The following is a 19,800-nucleotide window of genomic DNA, read 5'->3' as shown; positions in this document are numbered from 1 at the left end:
GACTTGACCGACACCCACTTATAGAAAGCGGCCACTTAACGACAGGCGGTGAGCATCGCCAGCGTCGGAACGGGCCACCCGTTTGATCCCTCTGGGATCACCAAGACGGGCACCAACCTCGACGAATGCCGCTCAAACGCTGTCGATCATAGCTAGGCAATGCCAGTGCGATTTTAGGTCTCTTGAGCATGTTCTCTCGAGATCGAATTCGGATGCATGACCTCGATGCGCGGGCCGCAGCTTCAAGCTGACCGGTCCAGATATCGCGGTCCTCTGTGGCGTCGAAGCGCTTTCCGCTCAGTGATGAGTGGTTGGCGCGATTTCGCTTTGTGCGGTTTGTCCGCGGAAGGCGGCCCCTCGGGCGGGTAGTCCGGAGAATTTGCGGACCCGGTGACGGGCTGCGGCAAGACAGCGGACCCGAAAGGGGCCGCGGCGAACACAAAAGGGTAAGGCCAGGATGCCGACGATCAACCAGCTGATCGCTCAACCGCGGGAAGTGCAGAAGTCGCGTAAGAAGGTGCCGGCGCTGCAGCAGTCCCCGCAGAAGCGCGGCGTTTGCACGCGCGTCTACACCACGACCCCGAAGAAGCCGAACTCGGCGCTTCGTAAGGTCGCCAAGGTGCGCCTGACCAACGGCTTCGAGGTGATCGGCTACATCCCCGGTGAAGGCCATAACCTCCAGGAGCATTCGGTGGTCATGATCCGCGGCGGTCGCGTCAAGGATTTGCCCGGCGTGCGCTACCACATCCTCCGCGGCGTTCTGGATACCCAGGGCGTCAAGAACCGTAAGCAGCGTCGTTCGAAGTACGGCGCCAAGCGTCCGAAGTAAGCGGGAACCAGGTCCATGTCTCGTCGCCATTCTGCTGAAAAGCGTGAAGTCCTTCCCGATCCGAAGTTCGGGAACATCGTCGTCACGAAGTTCATGAACTCGGTCATGTACGCCGGCAAGAAGTCGGTTGCTGAGGGCATCGTTTACGGTGCGTTCGGCCTGATCGAAAGCAAGACAAAGCTGAGCCCGCTCGGCGTGTTCGAGCAGGCACTCGAGAACGTCATGCCGACGATCGAAGTGCGCTCCCGCCGCGTCGGTGGCGCGACCTACCAGGTTCCGGTCGAAGTTCGCACGGTGCGCCGTCAGGCGCTGGGCATTCGTTGGCTGATCTCGGCTGCGCGCGATCGCAACGAGAAGACGATGACCGAGCGGCTCTCTGCGGAGCTCCTGGACGCGTCGAACAACCGTGGTAACGCCGTCAAGAAGCGCGAAGACGTGCACCGGATGGCGGAAGCCAACCGCGCCTTCTCGCATTATCGCTGGTAACGGCGACACACGGAATCTAAGGAACACTCCATGCCCCGCGTTCATGCCATAGAGAATTACCGCAACTTCGGTATCATGGCGCATATCGATGCCGGCAAGACCACGACCACCGAGCGCATCCTCTATTACACCGGCAAGAGCCACAAGATCGGCGAAGTGCACGAAGGTGCCGCGACGATGGACTGGATGGAGCAGGAGCAGGAGCGCGGCATCACGATTACGTCGGCCGCGACCACCGCGTTCTGGGAAGGCAAGCGTCTCAACATCATCGACACTCCCGGTCACGTCGACTTCACCATTGAAGTCGAGCGCAGCTTGCGCGTGCTCGACGGCGCCGTGTGCGTGCTCGACTCCAACCAGGGCGTCGAGCCCCAGACCGAGACCGTCTGGCGTCAGGGCGACAAGTACAAGGTTCCGCGCATCGTCTTCGCCAACAAGATGGATAAGACCGGCGCCGACTTCTACAAGTGCATGCAGGACATTATCGATCGTCTCGGCGCAAAGCCGATCGCGATCCAGCTTCCGATCGGCTCCGAGAACAACTTCAAGGGCCTGGTCGATCTCGTCCGTATGAAGGGCGTGGTGTGGGAAGAAGAGAAGCTCGACGCCAAGTTCGTCGACATCGATATTCCCGAGGACATGGTCGAGAAGGCCAAGGAATATCGCGAGAAGCTGTTGGAAGCCGCCGTCGAACTCGACGACGAAGTTCTTGCCGCTTACCTCGATGGCAAGGAGCCTGAAGAGGCGACGTTGAAGCGCTTGATTCGCAAGGCCGTGCTGACTGGCGCGTTCTTCCCGGTATTGTGCGGCTCGGCCTTCAAGAACAAGGGCGTGCAGCCCTTGCTCGACGCGGTCGTGGATTACTTGCCGTCGCCGGTCGACGTGCCCGCCATCAAGGGCGTCGATGAAGACGGCAACGAGATCGTTCGTCTGCCGGACGACAAGGAGCCGCTGGCTCTGTTGGCGTTCAAGATCATGGACGACCCGTTCGTCGGCACCATCACCTTCTGCCGCATCTATTCCGGCACGCTGCTGTCGGGTACCGGCGTCATCAATTCGACGCGCGACCGCAAGGAGCGCATCGGCCGCATGTTGCTGATGCATGCGAACAACCGCGAAGACATCAAGGAAGCCTATGCCGGCGACATCGTCGCGCTGGCTGGCCTGAAGGAAGCGCGCACCGGTGACACGCTGTGCGATCCCGACAAGTCGGTGATCCTCGAAAAGATGGAATTCCCCGAGCCGGTCATCGAGATCGCGATCGAGCCGAAGTCGAAGGCCGACCAGGAAAAGCTGGGCGTGGCGCTGGCGAAGCTCGCCGCGGAGGATCCGTCCTTCCGCGTGTCGACCGACCAGGAGTCCGGCCAGACCATCCTCAAGGGCATGGGCGAGCTCCATCTCGACATCAAGGTCGACATCCTCCGTCGTACCTACAAGGTCGACGCCAACATCGGTGCGCCGCAGGTGGCGTTCCGTGAGCGCGTCACCAAGAAGGCCGAAGTCAAGTACACCCACAAGAAGCAGACCGGCGGTACCGGCCAGTTCGCCGAAGTGTCGATCGTGGTCGAGCCGAACGAGCCCGGCAAGGGCTACGAGTTCGAATCCAAGGTCGTTGGCGGTTCGGTGCCGAAGGAATACATCCCCGGCGTCGAAAAGGGCCTCAACAGCGTGATGGGTTCGGGCGTGGTCGCCGGCTTCCCGGTCGTGGACGTCAAGGTGACGCTGGTCGACGGCAAGTATCACGACGTCGACTCGTCGGCGCTCGCCTTCGAAATCGCTTCGCGTGCTGCATTTCGCGAGGCCTTGCAGAAGGGCAAGTCCGTCCTGCTCGAGCCGATCATGAAGGTCGAAGTGGTGACCCCGGAAGACTACACCGGCTCGGTCATCGGCGACCTGAATTCCCGGCGCGGTCAGATCCAGGGTCAGGACATGCGCGGCAACGCCAACGTCATCAACGCGATGGTGCCGCTCATGAACATGTTCGGTTACGTGAATAACCTGCGCTCGATGAGCCAGGGTCGCGCGACCTTCACCATGCAGTTCGACCACTACGCAGAAGCGCCGGCCAACGTGTCGGCAGAAGTCCAGAAGAAGTTTGCCTGATTGTCGTCGGTCTCGAACTGACGATTGAACGGAGAGTCAAATGGCCAAAGCAAAGTTTGAACGTAACAAGCCGCACTGTAATATCGGCACCATCGGTCACGTCGACCATGGCAAGACGTCGCTGACCGCGGCGATCACCAAGGTCCTCGCCGAAGCCGGCGGTGCGACGTTCACGGCGTACGACCAGATCGACAAGGCGCCGGAAGAGAAGGCGCGCGGCATCACGATCTCGACTGCTCACGTCGAGTACGAGACCAAGAACCGCCATTACGCGCACGTCGACTGCCCCGGCCACGCCGACTACGTGAAGAACATGATCACCGGCGCCGCTCAGATGGATGGTGGAATCCTGGTTGTGTCGGCTGCTGACGGCCCGATGCCGCAGACCCGCGAGCACATCCTGCTCGCCCGCCAGGTCGGCGTGCCCGCGCTCGTCGTGTTCCTCAACAAGTGCGACATGGTCGACGATCCGGAGCTGCTTGAGCTCGTCGAGCTCGAAGTCCGCGAGTTGCTCTCGAAGTACGACTTCCCGGGCGACAAGATTCCGATCATCAAGGGCTCGGCGCTCGCCGCTCTCGAAGATTCCGACAAGAAGCTCGGCCACGAGGCCATCCTCGAGCTGATGAAGGCCGTCGACGAGTACATCCCGCAGCCGGAGCGTCCGGTCGACCTGCCGTTCCTGATGCCGGTTGAAGACGTGTTCTCGATCTCGGGCCGCGGCACCGTCGTGACCGGCCGTGTCGAGCGCGGCATCGTCAAGGTCGGCGAGGAAATCGAGATCGTCGGTCTGCGCGCCACGCAGAAGACGACCGTCACCGGCGTCGAAATGTTCCGCAAGCTGCTCGATCAGGGCCAGGCCGGCGACAACATCGGTGCGCTGCTTCGCGGTACCAAGCGCGAGGACGTCGAGCGCGGCCAGGTGCTGTGCAAGCCGGGTTCGGTCAAGCCGCACACCAAGTTCAAGGCTGAGGCCTACATCCTCACCAAGGAAGAGGGCGGTCGCCACACTCCGTTCTTCACCAACTACCGTCCGCAGTTCTACTTCCGCACCACCGACGTGACCGGTGTCGTGCATCTGCCGGAAGGTACCGAGATGGTGATGCCGGGCGACAACATCGCGATGGAAGTGCACCTGATCGTGCCGATCGCGATGGAAGAGAAGCTTCGCTTCGCGATCCGCGAAGGCGGCCGCACCGTCGGCGCCGGCGTCGTCGCCTCGATCATCGAGTAATTACGAGAATAGGGATCGGCGAATAGCGAATGTGACCTTCGCTATTCGCTATTCGCCACCCCACGGAAGAGAGACCACGGCAATGAACGGCCAAAACATTCGTATCCGTCTCAAGGCGTTCGACCATCGTATCCTCGATACTTCGACCCGCGAGATCGTGAACACGGCGAAGCGCACCGGCGCGCAGGTCCGCGGACCCATTCCGCTGCCTACGCGCATCGAGAAGTTCACCGTCAACCGTTCGCCGCACGTCGACAAGAAGAGCCGCGAGCAGTTCGAGATGCGCACCCACAAGCGCCTGCTCGACATCGTCGATCCGACCCCGCAGACCGTCGATGCTTTGATGAAGCTCGACCTGGCCGCCGGTGTCGACGTCGAGATCAAGCTCTAAGATTTTTGGATCACGTTCGCACCTAGCGGACAGAAAGAACAGGAAGCACGCCGATGCGCTCCGGAGTGATCGCACAAAAGGTCGGGATGACGCGGGTCTTTACAGAGGCCGGCGAACATATCCCCGTGACCGTGCTGAAGCTCGGCAATTGCCAGGTCTTAGGCCACCGCACTGAAGAGAAGAACGGTTATGTCGCTCTCCAGCTTGGTTCTGGCAGCCGCAAGACCGTTTACATGCCCAAGGCGGAGCGCGGCCAGTTCGCGGTCGCCAAGGTCGAGCCGAAGCGGCAAGTCGAGGAATTCCGCGTCTCCGCGGATCAGATGATCCCCGTCGGTGCCGAGATCCTGGCCGACCACTTTGTCGTCGGTCAGTTCGTCGACGTCACCGGTACTTCGGTCGGTAAGGGTTTTGCCGGCGGTATGAAGCGCTGGAACTTCGGCGGTCTGCGCGCCACCCACGGCGTGTCGGTCTCGCACCGTTCGATCGGTTCGACCGGTGGCCGTCAGGACCCCGGCAAGACCTGGAAGAACAAGAAGATGGCCGGCCACATGGGTGTCGACCGCATCACCACGCTCAACCTTCGAGTTGTCCAACTCGATGTCGAGCGCGGTCTGATCCTCGTCGAAGGCGCCGTTCCCGGCTCCAAGGGCGGTTGGATCCGCGTGCGCGACGCTGTCAAGAAGCCGCTGCCGAAGGAAGCTCCGAAGCCCGGCAAGTTCAAGGTTGCTGGCGAAGCGGACGCTGCTCCGGCTGCGCAGGAGGCGTGAGATGGAATTGAAGGTCACGACCCTCGAAGGTAAGGAAGCCGGCTCGGTCCAGCTTTCCGACACCATTTTCGGCCTCGAGCCGCGCCAGGACATCATTGCACGTTGCGTGCAGTGGCAGCTCAACAAGCGCCAGGCCGGTACGCACAAGACCAAGGGCCGCGCCGAGATCTGGCGCACCGGCAAGAAGATGTACAAGCAGAAGGGCACCGGCGGTGCTCGTCACGGTTCGGCCCGTGTGCCGCAGTTCCGCGGCGGCGGTCGTGCCTTCGGTCCGGTGGTGCGTTCGCACGCCACCGACCTGCCGAAGAAGGTCCGTGCGCTCGCTCTCAAGCATGCGCTCTCGGCCAAGGCCAAGGACGGCGATCTTGTCGTGATCGACAAGGCCGCGCTTGAAGCTGCCAAGACCAAGGCGCTGCTCGGCCACTTCTCCGGCTTGGGCTTGACCAACGCGCTGATCATCGATGGTGCCGAGCTGAACAACGGCTTTGCCGCTGCTGCCCGCAACATCCCGAACATGGACGTGCTGCCGATCCAGGGCATCAACGTCTATGACATCCTGCGCCGTCGGAAGCTTGTTCTGACCAAGGCCGCCATCGATGCGCTGGAGGCGCGCTTCAAATGACGAAGAACATCGAGCCTCGCCATTATGACGTGATCCTGTCGCCGGTCGTGACCGAAAAAGCGACGATCGCCTCGGAGCACAACAAGGTGCTGTTCAAGGTGGCCGCGAAGGCGACCAAGCCGCAGATCAAGGAAGCGATCGAGAAGCTGTTCGACGTCAAGGTCAAGAGCGTCAACACGCTGGTCCGCAAGGGCAAGACCAAGATCTTCCGCGGCAATCTCGGCTCGCAGTCGAACTCCAAGCGCGCGATCGTGACTCTCGAAGAGGGTCACCGGATCGACGTGACCACCGGTCTGTAAGGTCGCACGACGATGGCACTGAAGACATTCAATCCCACGACGCCGGGCCAGCGCCAGCTGGTCATGGTCGATCGTTCGGCTCTCTACAAGGGCAAGCCGGTCAAGGCGCTCACCGAAGGCAAGCATTCCTCTGGCGGCCGCAACAACACCGGTCGCATCACCGTGCGCTTCCGTGGCGGTGGTCACAAGCGGACGCTGCGCACCGTCGATTTCAAGCGTGAGAAGATCGACGTTCCCGCGACCGTCGAGCGGCTGGAATACGATCCGAACCGCAGCGGCTTCATCGCGCTGATCAAATATCAGGACGGCGAGCAGGCCTACATCCTGGCGCCGCAGCGCCTGGCCGTGGGCGACACCATCATCGCCGGCAACTACGTCGACGTGAAGCCGGGCAACGTCATGCCGCTCGGCAACATGCCGGTCGGCACGATCATCCACAATATCGAGCTCAAGATCGGGAAGGGCGGCCAGCTCGCCCGTTCCGCGGGTACCTATGCGCAGCTCGTCGGTCGCGACCAGGACTACGTGATCATCCGCCTGAATTCGGGCGAGCAGCGCCTGGTGCACGGCCGTTGCCGCGGCACGATCGGCGCGGTGTCGAACCCGGATCACATGAACACCTCGATCGGCAAGGCCGGCCGTAACCGCTGGCTGGGCCGCAAGCCGCACAACCGCGGCGTTTCGATGAACCCGATCGACCATCCGCACGGCGGTGGTGAAGGTCGGACCTCGGGCGGTCGCCACCCGGTCACTCCTTGGGGCAAGCCGACCAAGGGCAAGAAGACCCGCTCCAACAAGTCGACCAACAAATTCATTCTCCTAAGCCGCCACAAGCGGAAGAAGTAAGGATCGCCGGACATGGTTCGTTCAGTCTGGAAAGGCCCGTTCGTCGAGGGTTCTCTGCTCAAGAAGGCAGATGCCGCGCGCGCGTCCGGCCGTCACGACGTCATCAAGATCTGGAGCCGTCGCTCGACGATCCTGCCGCAATTCGTCGGCCTGACCTTCGGCGTTTACAACGGTCAGAAGCACGTGCCGGTGGCCGTCAACGAGGAAATGGTCGGTCACAAGTTCGGCGAGTTCTCGCCGACCCGGACCTTCCATGGCCACTCCGGCGACAAGAAAGCCAAGAGGGCTTGAGGATTAAACGATGAGCAAACCTAAGCGCGAACGGAGCCTCGCCGAGAACGAGGCCAAGGCGGTCGCCCGGATGCTTCGGGTGAGCCCGCAGAAGCTCAATCTGGTCGCCCAGCTCATTCGCGGCCGGAAGGCGGCTTCTGCTCTTGCCGACCTGCAGTTTTCGCGCAAGCGGATCGCGGTCGACGTGAAGAAGTGCCTGGAATCGGCTATCGCGAATGCCGAGAACAACCACGACCTCGACGTCGACGATCTCGTCGTGGCGCAGGCCTTCGTCGGCAACGGCCTGGTGATGAAGCGCTTTGCCGCCCGCGGCCGTGGCCGCTCGGGCCGTGTCTACAAACCATTTTCGCAGCTGACGATCATCGTTCGTCAGGTCGAAGCCGAAGCAGCGGCTTAAGGGACGCAGGAGCACACGATGGGTCAAAAGATCAATCCGATCGGTCTGCGTCTCGGCATCAACCGGACCTGGGATTCCCGCTGGTTCGCCGGCAAGCAGGAATACGGCAAGCTGTTGCACGAGGACGTCAAGATCCGCGAGATCCTGCACAAGGAGCTCAAGCAGGCGGCTGTCGCCCGCATCGTGATCGAGCGTCCGCACAAGAAGTGTCGCGTCACCATCCACTCGGCTCGCCCGGGCGTGGTGATCGGCAAGAAGGGCGCCGACATCGACAAGCTGCGCAAGAAGGTCGCGGACATCACTTCGTCCGACGTCGTCATCAACATCGTCGAAATCCGCAAGCCGGAGCTCGATGCGACGCTGGTGGCGGAATCGATCGCGCAGCAGCTGGAGCGCCGCGTGGCGTTCCGCCGCGCCATGAAGCGCGCCGTTCAGTCGGCGATGCGTCTCGGCGCGGAAGGCATCCGGATCAATTGCTCGGGGCGTCTCGGCGGCGCGGAAATCGCGCGCATGGAGTGGTATCGCGAAGGTCGCGTGCCGCTGCACACGCTGCGCGCCGATATCGACTACGGCGTTGCGACCGCGTTCACGACCTTCGGCACCTGTGGCGTCAAGGTCTGGATCTTCAAGGGCGAGATCCTCGAGCACGATCCGATGGCCCAGGACAAGAGAATGGCCGAAGGCGAGACTGGTGGCGGCGGCGATCGCGGCGGCCGGCAGCGCCGAGATAACGCGGCCTGAGGCTAGCACAGAGAATTTGAGGGCTTGAAGCCATGATGCAACCTAAGAAGACGAAGTTCCGGAAGGCGCATAAAGGCCGCATCCACGGCGTTGCGTCTTCGGGCGCGACGTTGGCCTTCGGCCAGTTCGGCCTGAAGGCGACCGAGCCTGAGCGCGTCACCGCGCGCCAGATCGAAGCCGCTCGCCGCGCGCTGACCCGCCACATGAAGCGCGCCGGCCGCGTCTGGATCCGCGTGTTCCCCGACGTTCCCGTGTCGAAGAAGCCCGCCGAAGTCCGCATGGGCTCCGGCAAGGGCGCGCCGGAACTGTGGGTCGCGCGCGTCAAGCCGGGCCGGGTGCTGTTCGAGATCGACGGCGTCAACACCCAGACCGCGCGTGAAGCGCTGACCCTGGCGGCAGCCAAGCTGCCGATCAAGACGCGCTTCGTCGAGCGCATTGCGGAGTAATGGCCATGGCCCAGATGAAGATCGAAGACATCCGCGCGTTGAGCCCCGATCAGCAGGATGACGCCATCCTGAACCTGAAGAAGGAGCGTTTCAACCTGCGCTTCCAGCGCGCCACCGGGCAGCTCGAGAACACCTCGCGCCTGCGCGAGGCCCGCCGTGACATCGCCCGGATCAAGACCGTCGCCGCGCAGACGCGCGCGAAGAAGAAGTAAGAGGCTAACGAAGATGCCGAAACGTACTTTGCAGGGCGTGGTCGTCAGCGACAAGCAAGCCAAGACCATCGTGGTGCGCGTCGATCGCCGCTTCACACACCCGATCTACAAGAAGACGATCCGCCGTTCGAAGAACTACCACGCGCACGACGAGAGCAACGAGTTCAAGCCGGGCGACATGGTGTGGATCGAGGAATCGAAGCCGGTTTCGAAGTTGAAGCGCTGGGTCGTGATCCGGGGCGAACACAAGAAAAGCGCCTGATCTGTTGGCTTTAGCCGACTGACTTCAGGGAAATGTTGAGCGCCGGCTGGGCTGGCGCAAAGAGAAGAGGACGAGGTGCATCAATGATTCAGATGCAGACCAACCTCGACGTGGCCGACAATTCTGGCGCACGCCGTGTCATGTGTATCAAGGTGCTCGGAGGCTCCAAGCGCCGCTACGCCACGATCGGCGACATCATCGTCGTCTCGATCAAGGAAGCAATTCCGCGTGGCAAGGTGAAGAAGGGCGACGTGATGAAGGCCGTCGTGGTGCGCGTCCGCAAGGACATCCGCCGCGCTGACGGTTCGGTCATCCGCTTCGACCGGAACGCTGCCGTTCTGATCAACAATCAGTCCGAGCCGGTCGGCACCCGTATCTTCGGGCCCGTGCCGCGCGAGCTGCGCGCCAAGAACCACATGAAGATCATCTCGCTCGCGCCGGAGGTGCTGTGATGGCCGCGAAAATCCGCAAAGGCGACAAGGTCATCGTGCTGACCGGCCGCGATAAGGGTCGCACCGGCGAGGTGTTCGAAGTGCGCCCCGACGCCGGCACCGCGCTCGTGCGTGGCGTCAACATGGTCAAGCGTCACCAGAAGCAGACGCAGGCCCAGGAGGGCGGCATCATCTCGAAAGAGTCGCCGATCCAACTGTCCAACATCGCGTATGTCGGCAAGGACGGAAAGCCGACCCGCGTCGGATTCAAGATTCTGGCGGACGGCAAGAAGGTCCGCATCGCCAAGAGCTCGGGAGCTGAGATCGATGGCTGAGGCCGCTTACACGCCGCGCCTGCGCGCGGAATTCGACGCGAAGATCCGGACGGAAATGACCGAGAAGTTCGGTTATGATAACGTCATGCAGGTTCCGCGTCTCGACAAGGTCGTGCTGAACATGGGCGTTGGCGATTCCGTCAACGACCGGAAGAAGGCCGAGAACGCCGCTGCCGAATTGACCCAGATCGCTGGCCAGAAGGCGATCGTGACCTATTCGCGCGTCGCGATCGCGACCTTCAAGTTGCGTGAGAACCAGCCGATTGGCTGCAAGGTCACGCTGCGCAAGGCCCGCATGTACGAGTTCATCGATCGCCTGGTGACGGTCGCGCTGCCGCGCGTCCGAGATTTCCGTGGCCTGAATCCGAAGAGCTTCGACGGTCGCGGCAACTATTCGCTCGGCCTCAAGGAACACATCATTTTCCCCGAGATCGACTTCGACAAGGTCACGGAATCGCGCGGTATGGACATCACCGTCTGCACCACGGCCAAGACCGACGACGAGGCGAGGGCCTTGTTGACCGCTTTCAATTTCCCGTTCCGGCAGTGAGACGCTGACGTAAAGCCTCTCAAACGCGGATACCCAGGAGCCAAGCATGGCAAAGAAGAGTTCAGTCGAGAAGAACAACCGGCGCAAGCGGATGACGAAGAACGCCGCCCCGAAGCGCGCGCGGTTGAAGGCGATCATCGCCGACAAGACGCTGCCGATGGAGGAGCGGTTCGCCGCGACCCTGAAGCTTGCGGAAATGCCGCGTAATTCGTCGGCCACCCGCATCCGTCTGCGTTGCGAGCTGTCGGGCCGTTCGCGCTCGAATTATCGCTTGACCAAACTGTCCCGCATCGCAATGCGGGACCTTGGCTCCAGGGGCATGGTCCCGGGCCTCGTGAAGTCCAGCTGGTAAGGAGGGTCGTTTAGATGTCTACGCACGATCCAATCAGCGATCTGATCACTCGTATCCGCAACGCTCAGATGCGTTCCAAGAGCAAGGTCTCCACGCCTGGTTCGAAGATGCGCGAGAACGTGCTCGAGGTTCTCAAGACCGAGGGCTACATCCGCGGTTACGCCACGCTCGAGCACTCCTCGGGCCGCAGCGAGATCGAGATCGAGCTGAAGTATTTCGACGGCGAGCCCGTCATCCGCGAGATCGAACGAGTCTCCAAGCCCGGGCGTCGTGTCTACGCCTCGGTGAAGGCTCTGCCGCGGGTCAACAACGGGCTCGGCATTTCGGTGTTGTCGACGCCGAAGGGGATCATGGCCGACCACAGCGCGCGCGAAGCGAATGTGGGCGGCGAAGTTCTCTTCACGGTGTTCTGAGAAGGATTTTTGATCCATGTCACGAGTTGGCAAAAGGCCGGTAGCGGTGCCGTCGGGTGTGACCGCGGCCGTCGACGGGCAGACCGTCAAGATGAAGGGGCCGAAGGGCCAGCTTCAATTCGTCGTCCATAGCGACGTCGAGGTGAAGCTCGAGGACGGCCAGGTCAAGGTGAACCCGCGGGTCGAGACCAACCGCGCACGGGCCCTGTACGGGACCGCTCGCGCTCAGGTCGCGAATCTGGTCGAAGGCGTTACCAAGGGCTTCGAGAAGAAGCTCGAAATCACCGGCGTCGGTTACCGCGCCGCGCTGCAGGGCAAGAACCTGCAGCTCGCGCTCGGCTACAGCCACGACGTGGTCTACGCGATCCCGGAAGGGATCACGATCACCGTGCCGAAGCCGACCGAGATCACGGTGACGGGCAGCGATATCCAGCGCGTCGGCCAGGTCGCCGCCGAGATTCGCTCCTATCGTCCGCCGGAGCCCTACAAGGGCAAGGGCGTGAAGTATGTTGGCGAATTCATCTTCCGCAAGGAAGGCAAGAAGAAGTAACGGAGCCGGTCATGTCGAAAGCCAAGGTTACGAATGCCCGGCGCAAGCGCAGTGTACGGCTGAAGCTTCGCCGCTCCGGTGGCGGCCGTCCGCGCCTGTCGGTGTTCCGCTCGTCCAAGCACATCTACGCCCAGGTCATCGACGACCTGAAGGGCGAGACGCTGGCCTCTGCCTCCTCGCTCGAGAAGTCGATGCGCGATGGCGGCAAGACCGGCGCCGATATCGATGCGGCGAAGGCGGTCGGCAAGCTGCTGGCCGAGCGCGCCGCCGAGAAGGGTGTCAAGGAAGTCGTGTTCGATCGCGGCAGCTATCTCTATCACGGGCGCGTCAAGGCTCTTGCCGACGCGGCGCGTGAGAGCGGGCTGAGCTTCTAACAGAATTTGAGGATTGAGGCGTAAGCCTCTGAAGGACTGGAAAAACCATGGCAGAACGCGAACAACGTGGTGGACGCGATCAACGCGGCGGCGGACGTGAACGCAGGGAAGAGCGCGACAGCGAGTTCGTCGACAAGCTCGTCCACATCAACCGCGTCGCCAAGGTCGTCAAGGGCGGCAAGCGCTTCGGTTTCGCAGCGCTGGTCGTGATCGGCGATCAGAAGGGCCGCGCCGGCTTCGGTCACGGCAAGGCGCGCGAAGTGCCTGAGGCGATCCGCAAGGCAACTGAATCCGCCAAGCGCAACCTGACCCGCGTCTCGCTGCGCGAGGGCCGTACGCTGCATCACGACATCGCCGGCCGTCATGGCGCTGGCCGTGTTTACCTGCGCGCAGCCCCGGCCGGTACCGGCATCATCGCCGGCGGTCCGATGCGCGCCGTGTTCGAGACGCTCGGCGTCCAGGACGTGGTCGCGAAGTCGATCGGCTCGTCGAACCCGTACAACATGGTTCGCGCAACCTTCGACGCGCTGAAGCATCAGGATTCGCCGCGCTCGGTCGCTGCCCGCCGCAATATCAAGGTGTCCACCCTCCAGTCCCGCCGTATCGGTGGCGACGCCGAGGCGGTTGCCGAATAACGGAAGCTTTTCGGAGTAGACTCCCATGGCCAAGAGTGCCGTTACGACCGCAAAGACGATCAAGCTCGAGCAGACTGGCAGCGCGATCCGCCGCCATCACTCGCAGCGTTCGACGCTGATCGGGCTCAAGCTCAACAAGATCGGCCGCACCAGCGAACTGCCGGACACCCCGGCGGTCCGTGGCATGATCTTGAAAGTTCACCATCTCGTTCGCATCGTCGACGAGAAGTAAGCAAAGGCGCACGATCCCGAAAAGCGGGGACCCGTTTTCGGTGAAGGTCATGCGCAAGAAACAAGGAGCAGGGCGATGAAGCTCAGCGATATCGCCGACAATGCCGGCTCGCGCAAGAAGCGTATGCGCGTCGGCCGCGGCATTGGTTCGGGCAAGGGCAAGCAGGCTGGCCGCGGTGGCAAGGGCCAGACCGCGCGTTCGGGCGTGCGCATCAAGGGTTTCGAAGGCGGCCAGATGCCGTTGCATCGCCGTCTGCCGAAGCGCGGCTTCACGAATATCTTCCGGGTCGAGTTCGTCGAGATCAATCTCGACCGGCTCCAGGACGCGGTCGATGCCAAGAAGATCGACTCCGGCAGCGTCGTGAGCGTCGAATCGCTGGTCAAGGCTGGCGTGCTCCGCCGCCCCAAGGGCGGCCTGCGGCTGCTCGGCCGCGGCGAGCTCAAGGCCAAGCTCAACATCGAAGTCCATGGTGCCACGAAGACCGCGATTGAAGCGGTCGAGAAGGCCGGCGGCTCGGTGAAGATCCTCGCGCCTGCCAAGGAAGAAGGCGAGGCGGCGTAACAACTGCGTCATTGGCCCGCGGTTCGCGGGCCTTTGCGCATGCGGGACGATGGACTTATCGAAGCCGTAGCCCCAGATAATGTCCGGTGTCCGGTATAATGTAGCCCGGCCGCGGGCATAACGGCGCAATAGGCGGCGGGAGAAAGTCCAAGATGGCCTCTGCAGCGGAACAACTGGCAGCCAATCTCAATTTCGGTGCGTTTGCCAAGGCCGACGAACTGAAGAAGCGCATCTGGTTCACCCTGGGTGCGCTGCTGGTTTATCGGCTCGGGACCTATATCCCGCTGCCCGGCATCGATCCCAACATCTGGGAGCAGGTGTTCCGCTCCCAGGCGGGCGGCATCCTCGGCATGTTCAACATGTTCGCCGGCGGCGGCATTCACCGCATGGCGATCTTTGCGCTGAACATCATGCCGTACATCTCGGCCTCGATCATCATTCAGCTCCTGACCACCGTCTCGCCCCAGCTCGAGGCGCTGAAGAAGGAAGGCGAGTCCGGCCGCAAGCTGCTGAACCAGTACACCCGTTATCTCACGGTGATTCTCGCGGCGTTCCAGTCCTACGGCATCGCGGTGGGCCTCGAAGGCGCCGGCAACGTCGTCAGCGACCCCGGCATGTTCTTCCGCCTGTCCACGGCGATCACGCTGACCGGCGGCACCATGTTCCTGATGTGGCTGGGCGAGCAGATCACCTCGCGCGGTATCGGCAACGGTATCTCCCTGATCATTCTCGCCGGCATCGTCGCCGAGCTGCCCGCGGCGCTCGCCAACATGCTCGAGCTCGGCCGTCAGGGTGCGATGTCGACCGGCCTGATCCTGGTTGTCATCATCATGGCGGTCGCCGTGATCGCCTTCATCGTGTTCATGGAGCGCGCCCAACGCCGGCTCTTGATCCAGTATCCGAAGCGCCAGGTCGGCAACAAGATGTTCGAGGGCCAGTCCTCGCATCTGCCGCTCAAGCTCAACACCTCGGGCGTGATTCCCCCGATCTTCGCCTCCTCGCTGCTGCTGCTGCCGACCACGGTTGCGAACTTCAACGCGGGCAGCGGGCCGGAATGGTTCCAGTGGATCACCACCCAGCTCGGCCACGGCCGTCCGCTGTTCCTGATCATGTATCTGGCGCTGATCGTGTTCTTCGCCTTCTTCTACACAGCGATCGTGTTCAATCCGACCGAGACCGCGGACAATCTGAAAAAGCACGGCGGCTTCATTCCGGGCATTCGTCCCGGCGAGCGCACCGCGGAATATATCGACTACGTGCTGTCGCGCGTCACCGTGCTCGGCGCCGTCTATCTGGCGATCGTCTGCTTGATCCCGGAAATCCTGATCTCCTACGCCTCGGTGCCGTTCTACTTCGGCGGCACCTCGCTGCTGATCGTCGTCAGCGTCACCATGGACACGGTGGCGCAGGTGCAGGGCTATCTGCTGGCGCATCAGTACGAAGGCCTGATCCGGAAGTCGAAGCTGCGCGGCCGCCGCCGTTAAGCGCGGCGTCCTCTCGGGCGACGCGACTGCGTCCCCGATTCGCCGCGCGAGCAACGCGCGGCGTCTGCAGGGGCGGCCAGCGAGCCATTCGGTCGCATCGGCAGAGCCGCTCTCACTGTGGCGCAATCACTGATCTCAAAGGCCTTCTTGGCGTCCGGCCATTTGCTCCCTTATGATATGGGTAGCGGTGCGGCGCCGATTATGATTTGCACTGTAGTTGGACATCAAAACACGGGTGCGCGTCGTATCGCTCACCAATGCGGGGGGCGTACGCCGATGAGAATTATACTTCTGGGACCGCCGGGATCGGGCAAGGGGACCCAGGCGCAGCTGCTGGTGCAGCGCTATGGCATCGTCCAGCTCTCGACCGGCGAGATGTTGCGCGCGGCCGTTGCGGCCGGAACGCCGGTCGGACTCAAGGCCAAGGAGATCATGGCCAGCGGCGGCCTCGTGCCCGACGATGTCGTGGTCGGAATCATCTCCGACCGGATCGATCAGCCGGACGCCAGAAACGGTTTCATCCTCGACGGTTTCCCGCGTACCGTGCCGCAGGCCGAGGCGCTGGATGAGCTGCTCAAGCACAAGCACCTCAAGCTCGACGCCGTGATCGAGCTCCGCGTCAACGAGAGCGCGCTCCTGAGTCGTGTCGAAACTCGCGTCGCCCAGATGCGGGAGCGCGGGGAGGAGGTCCGACTCGACGACACTCCGGAGGTTCTGACCAAGCGACTCGCCAGCTACCGCAACCAGACGGAACCGCTGATTCACTACTATTCCGAGCGGCGGAAGCTTTCGACCATCGACGGCATGATGGCCATCGACGAGGTCACCCGCGCCATTCATCGCCAGCTCCTGGCGCTCGGGGCGGTCGAGCCCAAGACGCATGGCAGGACCCGCGCCCGGAGCGTGGCCAAGGCGGCCCTGGCCAAAAAGGCGAGAGCGGCGAAGAAATCGGCCAAAAAGCCGACCAGAACAGCCAAAAAGGCTGCGAAATCCGCCAAAAAGGCCGGCAAGAAGGCCGTGACGGGTGCCAAGAAGGCGGTCAGGAAAGCCGGCAAGAAGGCGACCAACAAAAAGACGACCAAAAAGACTGCCAAGAAGGCTGTCAAAAAGGGTGCCAAAAAGACTGCAAAAAAGGTCACGAAAAAGCGAGCCAAGCGCTAGCGGCGGTTGACGAAAGCCCCCTGAATCCCCTAATAAGCCCCGCATCCAAGTCGGATAGTTTAAAACGATGCCGGGCCCCAGGAAGACCAGGGGTGGGCGTCGTGTTCGCGTTTGTGAACACCTGCCCGAGAAACCAAGCACTTAAGGCCAGATTCCTGACGAGGGATCGGCGACAGGAGAGAAGGCCGTGGCCCGTATTGCCGGCGTGAACATTCCGACCAACAAGCGCGTTCTGATCGCGCTCCAGTACATCCATGGCATCGGCCAGAAGATTGCCGGTGAGATCATCGAGAAGGTGAAGATCCCCGAGGATCGTCGCGTCAATCAGCTCAGCGACGCCGAAGTGCTCCAGATTCGCGAAGTGATCGACCGCGACTATCTCGTCGAGGGCGACCTGCGTCGTGAGGTCGGCATCAACATCAAGCGTCTGATGGACCTCGGCTGCTATCGCGGCCTGCGCCATCGTCGCGGCCTGCCGGTGCGCGGCCAGCGTACCCACACCAATGCGCGCACGCGCAAGGGCCCGGCCAAGGCCATCGCCGGCAAGAAGAAGTAAGTTTTCGAATCCAGATCGCGGCGTGTGGCGAAAGGGGATGACCCGTTCGCCACGCGCCTTTCGTTCCATCAGGTGTAGCCGCTGGCACTACGGCGGCGCTTGAGATCTCCAGGAAAGGTACTCTATGGGCAAGGAAGCCACCCGCGTTCGTCGTCGTGAGCGCAAGAACATCGCCTCCGGCGTCGCGCACGTGAACTCGTCGTTCAACAACACGACCATCACCATCACCGACGCGCAGGGCAACACGATTGCCTGGTCTTCCGCCGGCACGATGGGCTTCAAGGGCTCGCGCAAGTCGACCCCGTATGCCGCGCAGGTTGCCGCCGAGGACGTGTCGAAGAAGGCGCAGGAGCACGGCATGCGCACGCTGGAAGTCGAAGTCGCGGGTCCCGGTTCGGGCCGTGAATCGGCGCTCCGCGCGCTCCAGGCCGCAGGCTTCACCGTCACCTCGATCCGTGACGTGACCACGATCCCGCACAACGGTTGCCGTCCCCGCAAGCGTCGGCGCGTTTGATACCAAATTGCGGGCGCTCTGACGCCCGCAATGACTTTTTGCAAAGCCGTGGGAATGATCTGCGGCCTTTCTCCAACGCCAGTGTCTGCAGCAGCAGTTTGACTGGCCTGTATGGGTGAAACAGTGACAATCCAGAAAAATTGGCAAGAATTGATTCGGCCGAACAAGCTCCAGGTGCAGCCCGGCAGCGATCCGACCCGTTTCGCGACCATCGTCGCCGAGCCGCTCGAGCGCGGATTCGGCCAGACGCTCGGCAACGCGCTGCGCCGCATTCTGCTGTCCTCGCTCCAGGGCGCAGCGGTGCAGTCGGTGCACATCGACGGCGTGCTGCACGAGTTCTCCTCGATCGCGGGCGTCCGTGAGGACGTCACCGACATCGTGCTCAACATCAAGGACATCGCGATCAGGATGCAGGGCGAAGGCCCCAAGCGCATGGTCGTCAAGAAGTCCGGCCCGGGCGCTGTCACCGCCGGCGACATCCAGACCGTCGGCGACGTGGTCGTGCTCAACCCGGACCTGCAGATCTGCACCCTCGACGAGGGCGCCGAGATCCGCATGGAGTTCACTGTCGCCACCGGCAAGGGCTACGTGCCCGCCGAGCGCAACCGTCCCGAGGATGCGCCGATCGGCCTGATCCCGGTCGACAGCCTGTACTCGCCGGTCCGCAAGGTCTCCTACAAGGTCGAGAACACCCGCGAGGGCCAGATCCTCGACTACGACAAGCTGACCATGACGATCGAGACCAACGGCGCGCTGACGCCGGATGACTCCGTGGCCTACGCCGCGCGCATCCTGCAGGATCAGCTCAACGTGTTCGTCAACTTCGAAGAGCCGCGCAAGGAAGTCGCCCAGGAGATCATCCCGGACCTCGCCTTCAATCCGGCCTTCCTCAAGAAGGTGGACGAGCTCGAGCTGTCGGTGCGTTCGGCCAACTGCTTGAAGAACGACAACATCGTCTACATCGGCGACCTCGTGCAGAAGAGCGAAGCGGAAATGCTCCGCACTCCGAACTTCGGCCGCAAGTCGCTGAACGAGATCAAGGAAGTGCTGGCCCAGATGGGTCTGCATCTCGGCATGGAAGTGCCGGGCTGGCCGCCGGAGAACATCGACGAGCTCGCCAAGCGCTTCGAGGATCACTACTGATCTGAACTACAACAGGCAAAGGCGCGAATTCATTGCGCCTTTGCGGGCGAACGCAGGCAGCCCACCTGAGCAACAAGTCCGACGAACCGTCGCGACGAATGAAATTCAAGGAATAGAAAAATGCGTCACGGCAAGGTTCATCGCAAGCTCAACCGCACCGCGGAGCATCGCCGCGCGATGTTCGCCAACATGTGCGCCGCGCTGATCAAGCACGAGCAGATCGTCACGACGCTGCCGAAGGCGAAGGAATTGCGCCCGATCGTCGAGAAGCTGATCACTCTCGGCAAGAAGGGCGGGCTGGCCATGCGCCGCCAGGCCATCTCCGAGATGCGCGACAAGGATCAGGTCAGGAAGCTGTTCGACACGCTCGCGCCCCGCTACAAGGATCGCCAGGGTGGCTACACCCGTATCATCAAGGCCGGCTTCCGCTACGGCGACAACGCCCCGATGGCCGTGATCGAGTTCGTTGATCGCGACGTCGATGCCAAGGGCCAGGACTCCGGTCCGGTGCAGGAAAAGGAAGCCGAGGCGGCGTAAGCCGACCGGTAGCGAGTTTTCAGAAAGCGGCGCCCTTGGGCGCCGCTTT

At 62.5% G+C, this 19,800-nt stretch carries 31 protein-coding genes; all 31 read left to right on the top strand.

The window, feature by feature from the left end; genetic code table 11:
* Positions 1–457 precede the first annotated feature (457 nt).
* The 31 genes from rpsL (at position 458) to rplQ (ending at position 19,751) form a co-directional block, all read left to right on the top strand.
* Positions 458–829, top strand: coding sequence for a 30S ribosomal protein S12 (gene rpsL / locus IVB27_RS26035; protein ID WP_007603006.1), 372 nt, complete (start codon positions 458–460; stop codon positions 827–829).
* A gap of 15 nt (positions 830–844) precedes the next feature.
* Positions 845–1,315 carry a 30S ribosomal protein S7 gene (gene rpsG, locus IVB27_RS26030; RefSeq protein WP_247445973.1) on the top strand — a complete coding sequence of 157 codons (471 nt, stop codon included), beginning with the start codon at positions 845–847 and terminating at the stop codon, positions 1,313–1,315.
* Positions 1,316–1,345: 30 nt separating this feature from the next.
* Positions 1,346–3,418, top strand: a complete 2,073-nt coding sequence (fusA, locus tag IVB27_RS26025) for an elongation factor G (protein ID WP_247445972.1) — start codon at positions 1,346–1,348, stop codon at positions 3,416–3,418.
* 40 nt (positions 3,419–3,458) lie between these two features.
* The gene (gene tuf, locus IVB27_RS26020) at positions 3,459–4,649 is read left to right on the top strand and encodes an elongation factor Tu (protein ID WP_247341162.1); all 1,191 of its coding nucleotides are present in this window, start codon (positions 3,459–3,461) and stop codon (positions 4,647–4,649) included.
* An 82-nt stretch (positions 4,650–4,731) separates the two neighbouring features.
* Positions 4,732–5,040, top strand: coding sequence for a 30S ribosomal protein S10 (gene rpsJ, locus IVB27_RS26015; protein ID WP_002712302.1), 309 nt, complete (start codon positions 4,732–4,734; stop codon positions 5,038–5,040).
* A gap of 53 nt (positions 5,041–5,093) precedes the next feature.
* Positions 5,094–5,807 carry a 50S ribosomal protein L3 gene (gene rplC / locus IVB27_RS26010; RefSeq protein WP_247341164.1) on the top strand — a complete coding sequence of 238 codons (714 nt, stop codon included), beginning with the start codon at positions 5,094–5,096 and terminating at the stop codon, positions 5,805–5,807.
* A gap of 1 nt (position 5,808) precedes the next feature.
* A complete protein-coding gene (gene rplD, locus IVB27_RS26005) occupies positions 5,809–6,429 on the top strand; it encodes a 50S ribosomal protein L4 (protein ID WP_247341166.1) in 621 nt (206 codons plus the stop codon).
* The gene (locus tag IVB27_RS26000) at positions 6,426–6,728 is read left to right on the top strand and encodes a 50S ribosomal protein L23 (protein WP_007603019.1); all 303 of its coding nucleotides are present in this window, start codon (positions 6,426–6,428) and stop codon (positions 6,726–6,728) included. The genes rplD and IVB27_RS26000 overlap by 4 nt, the downstream gene beginning before the upstream one ends.
* Positions 6,729–6,740: 12 nt before the next feature.
* A complete protein-coding gene (gene rplB, locus IVB27_RS25995; protein ID WP_247341168.1) occupies positions 6,741–7,574 on the top strand; it encodes a 50S ribosomal protein L2 in 834 nt (277 codons plus the stop codon).
* Between the two features lie 12 nt (positions 7,575–7,586).
* A complete protein-coding gene (gene rpsS, locus IVB27_RS25990) occupies positions 7,587–7,865 on the top strand; it encodes a 30S ribosomal protein S19 (RefSeq protein WP_074116739.1) in 279 nt (92 codons plus the stop codon).
* Positions 7,866–7,875: 10 nt separating this feature from the next.
* Positions 7,876–8,262 carry a 50S ribosomal protein L22 gene (gene rplV, locus IVB27_RS25985; RefSeq protein WP_092034894.1) on the top strand — a complete coding sequence of 129 codons (387 nt, stop codon included), beginning with the start codon at positions 7,876–7,878 and terminating at the stop codon, positions 8,260–8,262.
* Positions 8,263–8,280: 18 nt separating this feature from the next.
* Entirely contained in the window at positions 8,281–9,003 is a 723-nt protein-coding gene (gene rpsC, locus IVB27_RS25980) for a 30S ribosomal protein S3 (protein WP_247341170.1), read from the top strand.
* 32 nt (positions 9,004–9,035) lie between these two features.
* The gene (gene rplP / locus IVB27_RS25975) at positions 9,036–9,449 is read left to right on the top strand and encodes a 50S ribosomal protein L16 (protein ID WP_063982581.1); all 414 of its coding nucleotides are present in this window, start codon (positions 9,036–9,038) and stop codon (positions 9,447–9,449) included.
* Positions 9,450–9,454: 5 nt separating this feature from the next.
* Positions 9,455–9,661: a 50S ribosomal protein L29 gene (gene rpmC / locus IVB27_RS25970; RefSeq protein ID WP_007603026.1), complete on the top strand. Its 207-nt coding sequence runs from the start codon at positions 9,455–9,457 to the stop codon at positions 9,659–9,661.
* 13 nt (positions 9,662–9,674) lie between these two features.
* A complete protein-coding gene (gene rpsQ, locus IVB27_RS25965; RefSeq protein ID WP_247341172.1) occupies positions 9,675–9,923 on the top strand; it encodes a 30S ribosomal protein S17 in 249 nt (82 codons plus the stop codon).
* 83 nt (positions 9,924–10,006) lie between these two features.
* Positions 10,007–10,375, top strand: coding sequence for a 50S ribosomal protein L14 (gene rplN / locus IVB27_RS25960; RefSeq protein ID WP_007603030.1), 369 nt, complete (start codon positions 10,007–10,009; stop codon positions 10,373–10,375).
* A complete protein-coding gene (gene rplX, locus IVB27_RS25955) occupies positions 10,375–10,689 on the top strand; it encodes a 50S ribosomal protein L24 (protein WP_247341174.1) in 315 nt (104 codons plus the stop codon). Before rplN ends, rplX begins: the two co-directional genes overlap by 1 nt.
* Positions 10,682–11,239, top strand: a complete 558-nt coding sequence (rplE, locus tag IVB27_RS25950) for a 50S ribosomal protein L5 (RefSeq protein ID WP_247341176.1) — start codon at positions 10,682–10,684, stop codon at positions 11,237–11,239. The genes rplX and rplE overlap by 8 nt, the downstream gene beginning before the upstream one ends.
* Positions 11,240–11,285: 46 nt before the next feature.
* A complete protein-coding gene (gene rpsN, locus IVB27_RS25945; protein WP_247341178.1) occupies positions 11,286–11,591 on the top strand; it encodes a 30S ribosomal protein S14 in 306 nt (101 codons plus the stop codon).
* Between the two features lie 14 nt (positions 11,592–11,605).
* The gene (rpsH, locus tag IVB27_RS25940; protein ID WP_008136338.1) at positions 11,606–12,004 is read left to right on the top strand and encodes a 30S ribosomal protein S8; all 399 of its coding nucleotides are present in this window, start codon (positions 11,606–11,608) and stop codon (positions 12,002–12,004) included.
* 16 nt (positions 12,005–12,020) lie between these two features.
* Entirely contained in the window at positions 12,021–12,554 is a 534-nt protein-coding gene (rplF, locus tag IVB27_RS25935) for a 50S ribosomal protein L6 (RefSeq protein WP_247341181.1), read from the top strand.
* A gap of 11 nt (positions 12,555–12,565) precedes the next feature.
* Positions 12,566–12,928: a 50S ribosomal protein L18 gene (gene rplR / locus IVB27_RS25930; protein ID WP_007603036.1), complete on the top strand. Its 363-nt coding sequence runs from the start codon at positions 12,566–12,568 to the stop codon at positions 12,926–12,928.
* Between the two features lie 47 nt (positions 12,929–12,975).
* Positions 12,976–13,563 (top strand): 30S ribosomal protein S5, encoded by a 588-nt coding sequence (gene rpsE, locus IVB27_RS25925; RefSeq protein WP_007603037.1) that lies wholly within the window; start codon positions 12,976–12,978, stop codon positions 13,561–13,563.
* A gap of 25 nt (positions 13,564–13,588) precedes the next feature.
* Positions 13,589–13,795, top strand: coding sequence for a 50S ribosomal protein L30 (gene rpmD, locus IVB27_RS25920; protein WP_211399432.1), 207 nt, complete (start codon positions 13,589–13,591; stop codon positions 13,793–13,795).
* 75 nt (positions 13,796–13,870) lie between these two features.
* Positions 13,871–14,356 (top strand): 50S ribosomal protein L15, encoded by a 486-nt coding sequence (gene rplO, locus IVB27_RS25915; RefSeq protein WP_247445971.1) that lies wholly within the window; start codon positions 13,871–13,873, stop codon positions 14,354–14,356.
* Between the two features lie 152 nt (positions 14,357–14,508).
* Positions 14,509–15,840, top strand: coding sequence for a preprotein translocase subunit SecY (gene secY, locus IVB27_RS25910; protein WP_246916884.1), 1,332 nt, complete (start codon positions 14,509–14,511; stop codon positions 15,838–15,840).
* A gap of 276 nt (positions 15,841–16,116) precedes the next feature.
* Positions 16,117–17,001 carry an adenylate kinase gene (locus IVB27_RS25905; protein ID WP_247445970.1) on the top strand — a complete coding sequence of 295 codons (885 nt, stop codon included), beginning with the start codon at positions 16,117–16,119 and terminating at the stop codon, positions 16,999–17,001.
* 187 nt (positions 17,002–17,188) lie between these two features.
* A complete protein-coding gene (gene rpsM / locus IVB27_RS25900) occupies positions 17,189–17,557 on the top strand; it encodes a 30S ribosomal protein S13 (RefSeq protein ID WP_092034909.1) in 369 nt (122 codons plus the stop codon).
* 124 nt (positions 17,558–17,681) lie between these two features.
* The gene (rpsK, locus tag IVB27_RS25895) at positions 17,682–18,071 is read left to right on the top strand and encodes a 30S ribosomal protein S11 (RefSeq protein ID WP_007603045.1); all 390 of its coding nucleotides are present in this window, start codon (positions 17,682–17,684) and stop codon (positions 18,069–18,071) included.
* Positions 18,072–18,182: 111 nt separating this feature from the next.
* The gene (locus tag IVB27_RS25890) at positions 18,183–19,214 is read left to right on the top strand and encodes a DNA-directed RNA polymerase subunit alpha (RefSeq protein ID WP_247341187.1); all 1,032 of its coding nucleotides are present in this window, start codon (positions 18,183–18,185) and stop codon (positions 19,212–19,214) included.
* Positions 19,215–19,334: 120 nt separating this feature from the next.
* Positions 19,335–19,751 carry a 50S ribosomal protein L17 gene (gene rplQ / locus IVB27_RS25885; protein WP_007603047.1) on the top strand — a complete coding sequence of 139 codons (417 nt, stop codon included), beginning with the start codon at positions 19,335–19,337 and terminating at the stop codon, positions 19,749–19,751.
* Positions 19,752–19,800: the final 49 nt, after the last annotated feature.

This window comes from Bradyrhizobium sp. 197 (assembly GCF_023073375.1).
Lineage (GTDB): Bacteria > Pseudomonadota > Alphaproteobacteria > Rhizobiales > Xanthobacteraceae > Bradyrhizobium.
Note: the sequence above shows the minus strand (reverse complement) of the source record. Positions and strands in the feature narration are given on the sequence as shown.